At 68.9% G+C, this 12,395-nt stretch carries 14 protein-coding genes and 3 pseudogenes; 4 read left to right on the top strand and 13 right to left on the bottom strand.

Features of this window, described 5'->3' with window-relative positions:
- Positions 1-34: 34 nt before the first annotated feature.
- From ACZ45Z_RS07165 to ACZ45Z_RS07135, 7 genes and pseudogenes are all read right to left on the bottom strand, one after another.
- Positions 35-905 (bottom strand): annotated as a pseudogene (locus ACZ45Z_RS07165) (IS5 family transposase).
- 37 nt (positions 906-942) lie between these two features.
- Positions 943-1,356 carry a hypothetical protein gene (locus ACZ45Z_RS07160; protein ID WP_468357483.1) on the bottom strand — a complete coding sequence of 138 codons (414 nt, stop codon included), beginning with the start codon at positions 1,354-1,356 and terminating at the stop codon, positions 943-945.
- Between the two features lie 3 nt (positions 1,357-1,359).
- Entirely contained in the window at positions 1,360-2,127 is a 768-nt protein-coding gene (locus ACZ45Z_RS07155; RefSeq protein ID WP_468357480.1) for a DUF6192 family protein, read from the bottom strand.
- Between the two features lie 36 nt (positions 2,128-2,163).
- Entirely contained in the window at positions 2,164-2,370 is a 207-nt protein-coding gene (locus ACZ45Z_RS07150; protein ID WP_468357477.1) for a hypothetical protein, read from the bottom strand.
- A 552-nt stretch (positions 2,371-2,922) separates the two neighbouring features.
- Positions 2,923-3,402 carry a hypothetical protein gene (locus tag ACZ45Z_RS07145; protein WP_468357474.1) on the bottom strand — a complete coding sequence of 160 codons (480 nt, stop codon included), beginning with the start codon at positions 3,400-3,402 and terminating at the stop codon, positions 2,923-2,925.
- A 53-nt stretch (positions 3,403-3,455) separates the two neighbouring features.
- Positions 3,456-4,115: a JmjC domain-containing protein gene (locus ACZ45Z_RS07140; RefSeq protein WP_468357471.1), complete on the bottom strand. Its 660-nt coding sequence runs from the start codon at positions 4,113-4,115 to the stop codon at positions 3,456-3,458.
- A gap of 21 nt (positions 4,116-4,136) precedes the next feature.
- On the bottom strand, positions 4,137-4,274 hold the full coding sequence (locus ACZ45Z_RS07135) for a hypothetical protein (RefSeq protein WP_468357468.1): 138 nt from the start codon (positions 4,272-4,274) through the stop codon (positions 4,137-4,139).
- A 347-nt stretch (positions 4,275-4,621) separates the two neighbouring features.
- Here ACZ45Z_RS07135 and ACZ45Z_RS07130 point away from each other — a divergent pair.
- The 3 genes and pseudogenes from ACZ45Z_RS07130 to ACZ45Z_RS07120 form a co-directional block, all read left to right on the top strand.
- Positions 4,622-5,101 (top strand): annotated as a pseudogene (locus tag ACZ45Z_RS07130) (Tn3 family transposase); the annotation flags it as partial.
- Between the two features lie 122 nt (positions 5,102-5,223).
- Positions 5,224-5,310: pseudogene (locus ACZ45Z_RS07125) on the top strand (hypothetical protein); the annotation flags it as partial.
- Positions 5,311-5,375: 65 nt separating this feature from the next.
- Positions 5,376-5,582 carry a cytochrome P450 gene (locus ACZ45Z_RS07120; protein ID WP_468357465.1) on the top strand — a complete coding sequence of 69 codons (207 nt, stop codon included), beginning with the start codon at positions 5,376-5,378 and terminating at the stop codon, positions 5,580-5,582.
- A 36-nt stretch (positions 5,583-5,618) separates the two neighbouring features.
- On the opposite strand, the gene ACZ45Z_RS07115 is transcribed toward ACZ45Z_RS07120, so the two are convergent.
- The 3 genes from ACZ45Z_RS07115 to ACZ45Z_RS07105 all read right to left on the bottom strand — a co-directional run bounded on the left by ACZ45Z_RS07115 (position 5,619) and on the right by ACZ45Z_RS07105 (position 8,652).
- On the bottom strand, positions 5,619-6,554 hold the full coding sequence (locus tag ACZ45Z_RS07115; protein WP_468357462.1) for a terpene synthase family protein: 936 nt from the start codon (positions 6,552-6,554) through the stop codon (positions 5,619-5,621).
- A 27-nt stretch (positions 6,555-6,581) separates the two neighbouring features.
- Complete coding sequence (locus tag ACZ45Z_RS07110) at positions 6,582-7,511, bottom strand: recombinase family protein (RefSeq protein WP_468358696.1); 930 nt, start codon at positions 7,509-7,511, stop codon at positions 6,582-6,584.
- A 124-nt stretch (positions 7,512-7,635) separates the two neighbouring features.
- On the bottom strand, positions 7,636-8,652 hold the full coding sequence (locus ACZ45Z_RS07105; protein ID WP_468357459.1) for a helix-turn-helix transcriptional regulator: 1,017 nt from the start codon (positions 8,650-8,652) through the stop codon (positions 7,636-7,638).
- Positions 8,653-8,748: 96 nt separating this feature from the next.
- Between ACZ45Z_RS07105 and ACZ45Z_RS07100 the strand changes: the two genes are divergently transcribed.
- Positions 8,749-9,987, top strand: coding sequence for an FAD-dependent oxidoreductase (locus ACZ45Z_RS07100; RefSeq protein WP_468357456.1), 1,239 nt, complete (start codon positions 8,749-8,751; stop codon positions 9,985-9,987).
- Here the strand turns inward: ACZ45Z_RS07100 and ACZ45Z_RS07095 are convergent.
- From ACZ45Z_RS07095 to ACZ45Z_RS07085, 3 genes are read right to left on the bottom strand one after another with little or no spacing between them, the layout of a single operon-like run.
- The gene (locus ACZ45Z_RS07095; RefSeq protein WP_468357453.1) at positions 9,981-10,184 is read right to left on the bottom strand and encodes a hypothetical protein; all 204 of its coding nucleotides are present in this window, start codon (positions 10,182-10,184) and stop codon (positions 9,981-9,983) included. The genes ACZ45Z_RS07100 and ACZ45Z_RS07095 overlap by 7 nt on opposite strands.
- 33 nt (positions 10,185-10,217) lie before the next feature.
- On the bottom strand, positions 10,218-10,721 hold the full coding sequence (locus ACZ45Z_RS07090) for a Tn3 family transposase (protein ID WP_468358693.1): 504 nt from the start codon (positions 10,719-10,721) through the stop codon (positions 10,218-10,220).
- A complete protein-coding gene (locus tag ACZ45Z_RS07085; protein WP_468357450.1) occupies positions 10,661-12,019 on the bottom strand; it encodes an MFS transporter in 1,359 nt (452 codons plus the stop codon). The genes ACZ45Z_RS07090 and ACZ45Z_RS07085 overlap by 61 nt, the downstream gene beginning before the upstream one ends.
- Between the last annotated feature and the right edge of the window lie 376 nt (positions 12,020-12,395).

Raw genomic sequence — 12,395 nt, 5'->3', positions numbered from 1 at the left:
ACCGGCCGCCCAGTTCTGACCGAAGTGGGTCGGGTCAACAGGGCGGCTCCCCGCTTCCGGTGCGCTTTTTCGTCCAGCCGGTGCGGGGGCTTTTGCGGGTCAGGCGCCGGGTCATCATGGTGATGAGTGCCCAGTTCAGGTGTGCTTCGGAGTGCTGGGGAAGACGTTCGTAGTCGCGTGCGTTGCGGCGGGCGTTCATGCACCAGCCGATCGTGCGCTCGACTTTCCAGCGGCGGGGCAGGACGACGAAGCCCTTGACGCCTTTGGGCCGGGAGACGATGCGCAGGGTGAGCCAGAGGCGTTCGCGGGCCCAGTCCACGAGTTCGCCGGCGTAGCCGCGGTCGGCCCAGACCTGGGTGATCTGCGGCTGGGTGAGGCGCAGGCGCCAGAACACGTCGCGGGCAGCGTCGCGGTCCTGGATGTCGGCGGGCGTCACCGTGATCATTACTGGCAGACCGAGTGTGTCTACGGTGATATGTCGCTTGCGGCCGTTGATTTTCTTGGCGGCGTCGTAGCCGCGGCTGTTCCTGCCGACGGTGGAGGCGCCTTTGACCGACTGGGAGTCCACGATCAGCGTCACCGGATGTGGGCAACGGCCCTTGCCGGTACGGATCCGGCGGCGGAGCTGGTCACGGATGTAGGTGACGACCCCGGCCCGGTTCCACCTCCAGAAGAACCCGTAAACCGTCTCCCACGGGGGGGAAATCCGCAGGCAGAGCCCGCCATTTCGCGCCGTTGTCGACGATGTAGCGGATGCCGTCGACGATCTCCCGCCGGGGCCACTTCTCCGGATGTCCGCCGGTCTTGGTCTGACAGGCCGGTACCGGTAGGAGGGGTTCGAGAAGGGCCCATTCGGCGATGGAGGTGTCGGACGGGTAGCGGCGGCGACGGACAGCAGCGGGCATGGCGGGCTCGGCAGGGGTGATCGGCGGTGGACAGGGGCTATTTGGAGAGCTGGGCGAGGGTCGCGCGCACGCCGGTGAGCTGGGCAGTGGCGAGCTGGGCCCATTCTTCGTCGGGGTAGCGGGCCAGATGCGGATCGAGCGTGCCCGTGATCACCCGGGTGAGGCGGCCGAGGATCTGCCGGAACTGCCGCTTGTCGTACTCGATCCAATCCGCGGGGTCGTCGGAGAACATGAAACCGTCCCGCCGGGTCCAGGTGATCGGAGTCAGGTTCTCGGCGGCGACGACGTCGCGGACGTGCCGGATGCCGCGGCCGACCTGCGAGCGGGTCAGGCGGGTGGCGGACATGAGCTGGTAGGTGTGCAGGCCCGCAGGGCGTGCTTCCATCAAGGCGACGCGGACCAGGTCGCCGTAGTGCTCGGCCAGCGGCCGGGCCTCCCGGCGTCGCGGCATGGCCTACTCGCCCTTGAGCAGATGGACCAGCTGCTCGTCCAGGGTGAACTCGCCGTTGTCGAGGGCCCCTTCGAGCCAGTCCGCCGCCGCGCGGACCCGGCCGATCTGGCGCCTCACGGTCTCGCGCTCGTCGTCGGTGAACTCCTGCCCCCGCATCTGCGGGACCAGTCGGCCCAGGGTGGCAACGAAGCCGTGGCAGGAGCCGACCAGGTCGAGGTATTCGATGGTGTGCTCGATCGCGCGCACGGCCGGGGTGCGCTCCCGAATCCGGTCCCGCGTCTCGTTGGAGTTGTCGAACTGGGCGCGGTTGACGAGCATCCGGGTGGTGTCGTCGCGCATCGTCTTCCGAGCGACGTCCGGGCGGCGCAGCAGGTCCGTGGTCACCTGCTGGGCGACCGTGTCGTCCCTGGTCAGCTCCGTGACGACCCGCACCCGTTCGGCCGGGGTGACGTGCTCGGTAACCGCTGGCCGCTTCAGCAGATCGGTGGCGACCTGGGCGGCGACCTCGTCGTCCCGGGCCAGGTCGGCCACGGCCTGGACCTTCTCATCGACCGTCACGGGCCTGTCGACCCGTTGGCCAACGACCCGCTTGGCGCCGTCCGGCGTCCACTGCCGGGTGCCGGTGCGCGGGTTGAACGGCGCGTCCTTGATCGCCGCCCACCGCTCGTCCTCGTCCACGACCGACGCGAGGATGCGGTGAACGGTGAACGACACGCCCTCCTTGCGGCGCCTTTCCGGCCACCGGTTGGCGGTGTAACGCCAGTCCTCCACCGTCCGGCGTTCGACACCGATGTCGTCCGCGAACAGCTACAACGACTTCGTGACGGTGAACAGGTCGTCCGTGCCGTTCGGCATCGACCCGCCCACCGCCCTCATCGGCTCGATCTCCAACGCCATGTCACCCAGGGCGAACTGCGAGCGGGCGATCTGCGCGATCAGTTCCTTGGCCTGGGTGACGAGCTCTTCGTAACGCTGCCGGGTGACGTTCCCGATCCGTTCGGTCACGTCGGTCATGATGACCACCGCCCTCGCCCCGTTCCGGCCCAGCCACCACGACGTAACCGGTCAAAGGGGCGCAGGCCCCGGTCACCGTCCACCGTGACGCGGGCGCGACACGCCGGGGTAGAGCGTGAACCAGGGGCGCTCGAAGCACCCGACGGCCACCCACAACTACCCTGCAAAACAAGGGGTGTACGAGGTACTCGCGAGGCGTTCGGCTAGGGCGTTTCCGTAACGCTGTTCCGCGACGCCCGCCGTTGACGACAGGCCCGCACCCGGCAACGGTCCGAGCAGTACACCGCAGCCCTCGACCGTTCCACCCCCACCGTCCACGACCGCCCGCAGACCGGGCACTCCGCATGCTCGCCCCGTTGTATCGCAGCCACCCGTTGCCGGGTCTGCTGAAGCCTCCGCCACCGCCGTGACCTGCACCGACCCGAGCAGAACACTGCCTCTGCCGCCATCGTCTGCGGTAGCGGATCACCACACTCCCGGCAGTACCGCCGAGCCGTCCCGCCAGCCACCACACGACAGATCATCCAGGTGTGCGCACCTCATGGCCAGGGATCAAAAACACCTACTTACCGTGGCGGCCTGAGCATCCACCAGCTCCCCGGCGACCGCAGCGGCGTCGGCGACCGTCAGCTCCGCGGCTGCCGCCAGATCGGCCAGCGACACACAGCCCCCGCCCAGCAGGCGCACCAGCAGCGGTTCGACGGCTGGGTCGAAGTCCACCTCCTGGCCCGCCGCGGCGAAACGGACCACCACCGCACCCTCACCATCGGCCGCAGACGTCAGGCGCGCCCGCCCCGTCGTCAGCCGCACACCCAGATCCGGATCGGCGGGCACGCCGTCGAGGTGGGGGAGGGCTGGGCGGAGCCGACCGAGATCCTCACCATCGCGGGCCGCGGCGAACTGCTCCATCAGCCCAGGCTCCTCCAGCGCGGCCACCAGATGCCCGCGCAGGGCTTCCACGTAAGCGGCCTGGGCTTCGGCACCTGTGTGCAGGGGCAGGTCGGCACGCACCTGCTCTGCGGCCCGGAGCATCTCGGAGAGCCACCCGATCAGGTCGGCGCCCGTGTGTGGTGTGAGCCCGCATGTCAGGTGGAGGGAGCGGACGCCTTGGTCGGCGGCGACCGCGTGCCACCAGCCACGCGGCAGATACACACATCCCCTGGTTCCAGAACCAGGTCGGCTATCGGCTGCTCGGGCGGGGGGTCGGGCTGGGCGGTGTCGCGGTGCATTGGCGCGATCCGGGTCGGCCCGAAGAGCCGCCAGTGCTTGGAGCCCTCGACCTGCACCACGATCACGTCATGGTCGTCCCAATGAGTGCCGAAGTCTTCCTGGGCACTCCACGAGGCGTAGGCGTTGACCTGAACGTGCGTACGCAGCCAGCCCTCCAAATGCTGGGCGAGGTCAGCGACCGGCTCATGGAGTTCGTCGATCGCATCGATCACCAACGAGGCGCCCCCGGCCAGGCACTGATGCAGTTCCGCCGGGTGGATGCGCTGCCAGACGGTGTGCCGACGGGTGGTGACAGGCACGGCATAGCGGTGCTGCGGCAACATCTCCCCGCCCGTCGACAGCCGCAGCCGCGGCACTTCAAGGCGGTGCGTGGCGATCAAGTCGTTGAGCGTGTCGAAAGAGACCAGAGCGCCGGGATCGCTCACGGCTCCAGGGACGTAGCGGTAGTCGCGGTGCAGCGACCGGGCCAGCAACTCCTCCTGGCCCAGCCGCTCCGCGATGAGCGGGGACGTCATCGCTTCGGTCACCGTCGCCTGTCAGTCGTTGCCGTCCGAGCGGCCGGTGCCGCCGCCGTCGGAGGGCGTCGCGCCCCGGGCGCGGGCGGCCTGGATCTGCCGGCGGGCGCGGATCAGACCGATCCCTCCGGCAGTGGACGTTTCGGTGTGCTGCGACATCGCTGCCTCCATGAACAGATCGTCCGGCACTCCGGCCGGCGTAGAACCAGACTCGCGCAGCAACTGCCGCCGGACCATTGCCTGTTGAGAGCGAAGACATTGCGGGCCGGCCCGCAATGTTCAATCGATAAGGCGTACTGCCTCACCGCACCAGGCTCGGCTACCGTGGGCAGGCTGACCGCTCCACACCGGGGGTGCGCCATCGCCACGATCACCCGCTCACGCCGCGCCGCCATCGTCAAAGAGGCGACGCAGATCCGCATGCACTGCCAACGCCAAGGCCGCAGTACCGAGCGGACCGTGACCGCCATCCGCAACGCCCTGCCGGAAGTCACCGCTCTTGAGGCCTGGCGTCTGGCCTTGGGCTGGTCGAGAGCCGATACAGTCGCGCAGATCAGCGATCTCTACCGAGCCGACGGGGCACCGCCAAGGCCGAGCAGGTCCTTCGCCGGTTCACCCGGGGAGGGCCCAAGCACCCGACGTACCGGGCGATCGAGGAGCTGGGCCGGGCGGTGCGTGCCTCGTTCGTCTGTGACTACCTCGCGGACGTCGAGATGCGCCAGGAGATCCACGAGGGGTTGCAGGTGGTGGAGAACTGGAACTCCGCGAGCAAGGACCTCTTCTACGGCAAGGACGGCGACCTGGCCGGTTCGGACAAGGAGTCCCAGGAGGTCAGCATGCTCGCGCTGCACCTGCTCCAGTCCGCGCTGGTGCACGTCAACACGCTGCTGATGCAGGAGGTCCTGGCTGATCCGAAGTGGGCGGACAAGCTCACCGACGCGGACCGCAGGGCGCTGTCGCCGCTGTTCTGGACCCATGTGAATCCGTACGGCCGGTTCGAGCTGGACATGAACAGCCGTCTCGATCTGGACCTGTCCATCCGGGCGACGGTGCCTGGCCCGCGCCCCACGCAGGGGAGGCAGCCACAGCCCCGGCGTGACAGCCGACGATGCGGACCTCCACCACGTCGATGCGGGTGGCGGGGCATGAGCTGCCCGCCGGCAATCGCCATCTGCCCTACGTGATTCACCGCGACCCGCGGTTCTTCACCGCTCCGGATGTCTTCGACCCCGACCGCTGGGGCCCTACGTCGGCGGGCAGGTGCCCAGGGAGGCGGTCCTCCTCCCCTTCGGCCTGGGTAGACGCAAATCCATCGGCGAGTCCTTCGCTCGTACGGAGATGGCCGTCGTCGTGGCCGCGATCTGTGCACGCTGGCGCCTGGTTCCCCTGCCCGGCCGCACCGTACGTGAGGTGCTGGGCGTCATCCTGAAGGTCGACAGCCTGCCCATGACCGCCGAACCACGCTGAGCGGCCGGGTGGCCTCGCGCCCGCCCGGCTGCCGGTTCACACATAGCGGGCGGACTCAGCGTGCCAGTCGTAGTTGGCGCGCTGCCAGTTGGCCATGGCCATGACGAACTGGTCCACGTGCTTGCGGTCGGTATCGGTCAGGGACCGGTATTCCTGATGTGTCCTCAGGGCCCGCGCGTCGGCCTCGAAGCGCTGTACGGCCGCGTGCACCAGTTCGCGGGTCGCCGCGAGGGCTTCGTCGCGGCTGAGCCCTGTCCGCTCCCGCAGGATGACCTGGTTGAGGACGCCCCCGATCGCCGTCTCCTTCTTCACGCTGAACGCGTCGTTGACCGCAGCGACGATCATGCTGGTGTCCGCGCACATACGGTCGATGACCTCCAGTTCCTGGATGGACGGGGGGACTTCCCGGCGGTGCCCCCGCTCCCACAGGTCGGGAAACTCCTCCACGCCGACCGTGTCGCGGCGCAGGTCGAGATATGCCTCCAGCGAGGGCGCCCGGCCGCTCGCCCTGATCTCGGCCTCTCTCACGAATCCGGCGGTGATCTCCGTCCAGTGCCGGCGGTGCCGGGCTACCCACTGCGGAGACATGCCTGTGGTGATGCGCGACCACAGGTCCGCGAACGACCGGGCGAAGCTGTGACCGGGCCGATGGTCCTGGTTCGCCATGACCCGGGCCATCTCCTCGATGTGCTCCCGGGCCAGCGCGCCCGTGCTGCCGGTGAGTCCGTCCATGTGGTCGTCCCAGCAGAAGGCCCAGGCGTTCACGATGACGACCAGGCACAGTCCTTCCAGGTCCATGAAGGGGTTGGCGCGGGCCATCAGCCGCGCGCACTTCGCGGCTTTCCAACGGCGGAGGTTGCGCTGCCGGGTGATCAGCCCCCACTTACGCATCCACTCCGCTTCGAAGGCAGCGGCCTCGGGCTCCCACGGATTGATCCGGACGGGATACGGGATGTCGAACCGAATGCTCATCGAGCCGCCCCTCCGATCTGGCAGGTGTCAGGACAACGACAGGCAGCAGACCGGGCCTCCCATCGCACACGGCGGTGAAGCCCCTGCCTCCTTGGACCGTGCCAACAGCAGCTCACCCGTGGCGACCGAGGGACGCCGGCCCTTGTTCTTGCCCGAGGTGATGACCAGCTTCTGGGCGATCTGCGGTACGGACACACCGTTGGCCCGCAGGTTGCGGGCGTAGTCGGCCATGTCGTCGTCGACGACGTTGGGACGCCCGCCGTGGCGGCCGCGCTCGCGGGCGGATGCCTGGCCTTCGAGGGATTTCTCCCCCCGGATGTACTCGCGCTCGGACTCGGCCATGCCGGCGAATAACGCGAAGAGGGCGGCGCCGTGGCCGGACGGGTCGTAGATCCCTTGGAGGGGGCCGGTGAGGAGTTCGAGCTGGATGTCGTGGTGGCGCAGGTCCTCGGCGATGGTCAGGAGCTCGGCGGCGCCGCGTCCCAGGCGCTTCATCTCATGGACCGTGAGGATCACCCGTTGGTAGGGGACGGCCTTCTTGATGGTGCGGGCGAAGTCCATCGCGTTGACGGACTCCGGCCGGACCTTGATCCGGGTGCTGATCTTCTCGGAGAAGACCGGGGCGCACCCGGCTTCCGTCAGGGCGTCGAGCTGGCTCTGGAGTTCTTGCTGGGCGGTACTGCAACGGGCGTAACCCACTCTCGTGGGCGCCGTGGCGGCCTCGGGCACAGCAGCCACGATGGTCGGCCCCATCTCCCAAGCGCGGCCGGGGCCACGATCGGCGGGGGTCTTCACCTCCAGCTCGGCGCGGAGCTGAGGGACGAGCATGAAGCGGGGGGTGTGGTACTTCGGGGCGCCCTTGCCACCGCGGGTGCGGCAGGTGCTTCCGGCGGGCACCTCACACGGGGGGCAGTCGAACTGTTCGACGGCGGAGGCCGGTTCGGCGAGCTGGGGCAGGGCATGTCGCAGAAGCTACCCGAGGGAGCTTTGTGCGAAAGCTGTTCTGCGAGAGGTTGTGAGAACGAAGATCAGAGGCAAACCGGACGCGGCCGGGTGGAGGTCCGTGATCTCTCAGAATTACTCATTCATGAGAAGGATCGAGGTTCTCGGGGTCGGCAATAGTGGCCCATCGGTGTGTGAGGCGGCGGCATGCGTGGACGAGTTCGGGTGGGTGGAGGTCGGTGAGTTCGGTGTCGAAGGTGGCGAGGATGCCGGCGATGCCGGCCCAGGACCAGGCGCCGAGAGTGAGTCGGCAGTACTCGGTGTCGAGATGCTCCACGACGGAGCCGCCTGGTGCCCAGCGGGCCACGATGTGAGCGGGCAGGTTGAGCCGGGCAGAGCCGGTGCACTGCCAGGCGGCGGGGGTGTCGCCGCGGTCGTGGGTGCTCATCACGAAGTGGGCGAGGTCGGGGTGGGGAAGCGCGCGGGCAGCGAAGTGCTGCCTGGTGGGGTGGGGGTGCAGTCGATCGACGCGGCGCACGCGCCATTCATTGTCGGTGAGGTCGTAGGCAACCAGATACCACCGGGCGGCCCAGACGACCAGATGGTGTGGCTCGATGCGGTGGGCGGGCAGGTAGTCGGGGTCACTGGGTTCGGGGCGTGTGCCGTCGGGACGCAGTGTTTCGGTGACGAGGAGGTGGCGGTGGCGTACCGCGGTTCCGACGGCGGTGAGGGCGGCCGGGTCGGTGGGGGGCGCGGGGAACTCCCAATAGTTCTGCAGCCGAGTCAGGCGCAGGGATTCCATGGATGCCCGCAGCGCAGGGGGCATGACCTGGTGCAGAGCCGCCAGTGCCCGCGCCGCGTCGTCCCCAAGGCCCAACATCGTGCTTGGCGCGGTCTGTAGGGCCACCGCGACCGCGAGGGCCTGGTCGTGGTCGAACAGCAACGGCGGCAGCGTTCGCCCGGCTCCGAGCCGGTAGCCGCCGTCGGGGCCGTGGATGGTAGCGATCGGGTAGTCGAGCGCACGCAAAGTTTCGATGTCGCGGCGGACCGTGCGTTCGCTGGTCCCGAGCCGGGTGGCGAGCTCGCGCAGCGACCACTGCCGCCCTGGTCCGAGCAGAGACAACAGCCGCAATGCCCGGTGTGAGGTGTTCGCCATGGTCCCACTCTGACACCGGTAGTGGCCACTCGGTGTCCACTACCGGTGTCAGGGTGGGTTCTGTTCAGTGAGCAGCGGCGGAAAGGACGGTCGGGTATGCGGGTGGTCGTGGTGGGTGGCGGGATCGGCGGGCTTGCATTGGGGGCGGGGCTGCGTCGCCGGGGGTTTGAGGTGGCGGTATTCGACCGTGACACCGATGTGACAGCGACGGGCGGTTACCACATCACCCTGGATGAGCGGGCACAGTCGGCGCTACAAGATCTGGTGGAACCGAAGATCATGCAGCGGCTGCTGGCATCGGGGTCGGCGCTGCGACTGCGCGAGCGCGACGCGTTCTGGGATCGCCGGGGCCGGCTGCTGGGCCACGGGCCGGACCTCAGCGACAGTGCGAGTATCGACGTCGATCGGATCACCCTGCGGATGCTGCTGGCCGAAGCCGTCGGAGATGACCTGCACTTGGGACGCAGCGTGTCCGGCGTCGGCCACGATGACCACGGTGCGCCCCGAGTGATGTTCACCGACGGGGCGCCGGTCTCGGCGGACCTGGTGGTGGGCGCGGACGGCACGCACTCAGTGGTTGCCCGCCACCTGGCGGGAGGCCCGACCAACAGCCCGGCGGGCATCATCGGGTTCTCCGGCCGCACCCTCCGGCGAGATCTCAGCCCCGGCGAGCATCAGCGACTTGGGCCACGATCGGGGCTGGCGATCGGCCCGCGCGGAGCAGCGCTCTACGTCGGTTTCCTCGACCCGGTCGGCAACACCGCGCTCGACGCTCCCGAGTTGCGGATGTCGGTAACCACCGGCCCCACCTACATCTGGGGCGCCATGTTCCCCGAATCCACCAGTACCGATTCCCTGCGCGACCTGCGTGGCGGCGAACTGCAGGGCGCGCTGATCGGCCGATTCCGCGAGCGGGGCTGGGCCGAGCACACACTCGAGGTCATCGCCCGGGCCGACCCGCACAGCGTGGCCGCATTCCGCTTCAACGCCGCCTCCACCCGTGCAGAGGATCTCGCGCCCTGGCCTGCGGGTCGTATCACCGCGCTGGGCGACGCTGTCCACGCCACACCGCCCACCGCCGGAATGGGAGCGGGTGCGGCCATCCGCGACGCCGCCAGCCTGCTCACGCACGTCAGCGCCGCCGCCGACGGCACCCCCACCCTCACCGACGCCGTGGACCATTTCGAGGCCGGCATGCGCCAGCGCGGCAGCGAAGTCCTCACCCTGGCCATGAAGACCGTCCGGTGGATCCTGGCCACTGATACCACACTCGGCGCCGCAGCCACCGTCGTGAGCACCCCAATTCTGGCCGCAGCCGCCCGGCTACGTCACTGACGAGCCGCGCGACGCCCGTGCCTGCAGTCAGAACAAGGGGTCGCGCACGCGCACGGGCCGGTAGCCGGTGGGTCCAAGCTGGCCATCACGAACCCTTCTTCGCAGTGACACGCGCTCGCGTCCCCGCCGGCGTCGCGGTCCTTGCCGTCGAGCAGGTCGTTCACCTCGTCCTCGGTGAGCTCGCGCGTCTCGTCCATGACCCTCATGATGCCGACCCGCCCGAGGCCGGCTCAGGCGGCTCGGCCGAGGCCGGCGGCGCTCAGGTCCTGCTCGCGCAGATGGGTGAAGTCGACGTCCAGCTTCGGGTCGTAGGCGGCGGGCTGGATGCCGAGCTCGTGCGTGCTGTACTCGCCGAACCGGTTGATGTGCTCGGTCAGGTACGGCGAGATGTGGGCCAGGTACTCCGGCTCGATCGTCCAGCCCTCTTCCAGCAGCTGCCGCACGATCTCCGCGATGTCCAGGGCGTTATGGAAGATCACCGCGTTCGTGAGCAGAGCATTGAATTTCATCGCCTTCTCCTGCTCGACCGGGTCGTTGTCCGCGATGACGCCGCGGTTGCCGAAGCCGATCCACTGGGAGAACCCGTTGAAGGACTCCGTCTTGTTCGTCGCCGCGGTCACCCGCCGGCGAAGCGCCGGATCGGAGAGGTAGCGCAGCATCTGCACGGTGCGGATCACGCGGCCGACCTCGCGGAAGGCGGCGTAGGTGGCGTTCTTCTTGGAGCCCGAGCGCAGCCGCTTGAGCAGCGTGGCGAGGGGATCGCCCCCTCCCGTACGGAGACCGCGACCTTCGTCAGGTGCCGGAACTGGGACTCGATCAGGTCGAAGTCGATGACGTGCTTGCCGCTCTCGCCGAACAGGGCGTCGATGTGCACGTACTCCGTCTGCTTGGAAGGCCGGTAGAAGATCAGGTCCTTCCAGTTCCTGATCCTGGGCATGAGATCGAAGCCCAGCAGGTGCGCGAGCGCGAACACCGGCTGGGACTGGCCTTGGGGGTCCGCGTGTACGGTGGTCGGCTTCACCTCGGAGGAGTTCTTGAGCAGGCCCTCGATGAGGTAGACGGCCTCCCACACCCCGCACGGGATGATGTGCGTGATCAGCAGCGGCGCGGTGACCGCCGCGAGCAGTGGCACCATGACGCCCGCCGTCCAGCAGCAGAGGGTCACCGCGGACCGGGTGTGCTCGAACGCGCGAAGCCGTGGCGCGAGCAGAGCACCAACAAGCGAGCCGACGGCGGCCAGTGCGACAATCGCTCCGCTGGAACGTCCGCTGGGGTCGGTGCGGGCACCGGTGGTGAGCGCCACCAGCATGACTGCGCCGAACGCCGCGTTGAGCCCGCCGCCGAACACGACCAGGACTGTTCGCACGTAGCGCTCGCGCCACACGAACCGCAGTCCGGCCACCATGTGCCGCGGAGCGAGCGGGCGTTCTGTCCGGCCGGGTGCCGACCGTGCCCGAATCGCCCGCAGGCACGAGAACGACACGAGCAGAGCGCCTGCCATGGCGGCGAACGGCACCGCCGGTGAAACCCCGAACAGCACACCGCCCAGCAGCGGGCCGGCGACCGCGGCTCCGGCCTCCCGTGCCTGCAACCGGGACAGGGCAGGACCGACCTGACCGGCGGGGACGACCGCACGCAGCAGCGCGTTGGCCGCCGGGAGATACACCAGGCCCTGGACCGACACCACCGCGACGGCCGACAACATCAGCCACAGCATCGGATTCCCGGCCAGAACCGACATGGCCAGCGTGACGGACACCGCCACCCCGGCGAGCTCACAACCGAGCATCAGCCGTCGACGCTCGACGGCATCCGCGACCGCGCCGGCCGGGATGACCGCGGCGACCAGGGTGATACCGGCAACCGAACCGACCAGCCCGGCCTCGGCCGGAGAGCCCGTTTCCCGAAGGACCAGCAGCGGCAAGGCGAGTGTCCACATCCGGGAACCGAGACCCGCCAGCAGCCCGCCGAACCACAGCAGCCGGAAATCACGGTTCCTCCGCAGCGGAAGGCCGGTCATCGTGCCGTCCACGCCGATGCCTCCTCGACCGCGGCAGGCGACGCGGTTCGCCGACTGCACCCGGCAGTGACAAACCGCGCCGTTCCCGCACAACTCAGAACCGGAAGTTGGTCTTGCTGGGGGACTCGAAGCTGAAGCAGCTCCGGCTGTCGACCGCGTCGACCACAGCAAGGTTCTGCAGTTCCAGAATGGACGCCATTGTTTTCACCTCCCTCCCTTGACTAGCTGGGCTGTCGGCGACCGCAGGTCGAGGAGCGGCAAAACCGCCGCCGTACCCTCGTACACCGCGTGCAGGGTGCGATCTTTCGGTTTGGTGTCGGTGGTGGTGAGAGTCAGTGGTGCTGGTCTGGGTCTGTGGTCTTTCGGTGCTGGTCTGTGGGGTCCGCGG

The sequence above is a fragment of the Streptomyces sp. NPDC031210 genome (genome assembly GCF_055570395.1).
This window is presented reverse-complemented; position numbering and strand designations above follow the sequence as displayed.

What these genes read in the sequence shown, in the direction of transcription:
- ACZ45Z_RS07160 (WP_468357483.1), bottom strand. Translation starts at nt 1,356, where the DNA reads ATGCCGCGACGCCGGGAGGCCCGGCCGCTGGCCGAGCACTACGGCGAC.
- ACZ45Z_RS07150 (WP_468357477.1), bottom strand. Translation starts at nt 2,370, where the DNA reads ATGACCGACGTGACCGAACGGATCGGGAACGTCACCCGGCAGCGTTAC.
- ACZ45Z_RS07145 (WP_468357474.1), bottom strand. Translation starts at nt 3,402, where the DNA reads ATGCTCCGGGCCGCAGAGCAGGTGCGTGCCGACCTGCCCCTGCACACA.
- ACZ45Z_RS07140 (WP_468357471.1), bottom strand. Translation starts at nt 4,115, where the DNA reads ATGACGTCCCCGCTCATCGCGGAGCGGCTGGGCCAGGAGGAGTTGCTG.
- ACZ45Z_RS07135 (WP_468357468.1), bottom strand. Translation starts at nt 4,274, where the DNA reads ATGTCGCAGCACACCGAAACGTCCACTGCCGGAGGGATCGGTCTGATC.
- ACZ45Z_RS07115 (WP_468357462.1), bottom strand. Translation starts at nt 6,554, where the DNA reads ATGAGCATTCGGTTCGACATCCCGTATCCCGTCCGGATCAATCCGTGG.
- ACZ45Z_RS07105 (WP_468357459.1), bottom strand. Translation starts at nt 8,652, where the DNA reads ATGGCGAACACCTCACACCGGGCATTGCGGCTGTTGTCTCTGCTCGGA.
- ACZ45Z_RS07100 (WP_468357456.1), top strand. Translation starts at nt 8,749, where the DNA reads ATGCGGGTGGTCGTGGTGGGTGGCGGGATCGGCGGGCTTGCATTGGGG.
- ACZ45Z_RS07095 (WP_468357453.1), bottom strand. Translation starts at nt 10,184, where the DNA reads ATGGACGAGACGCGCGAGCTCACCGAGGACGAGGTGAACGACCTGCTC.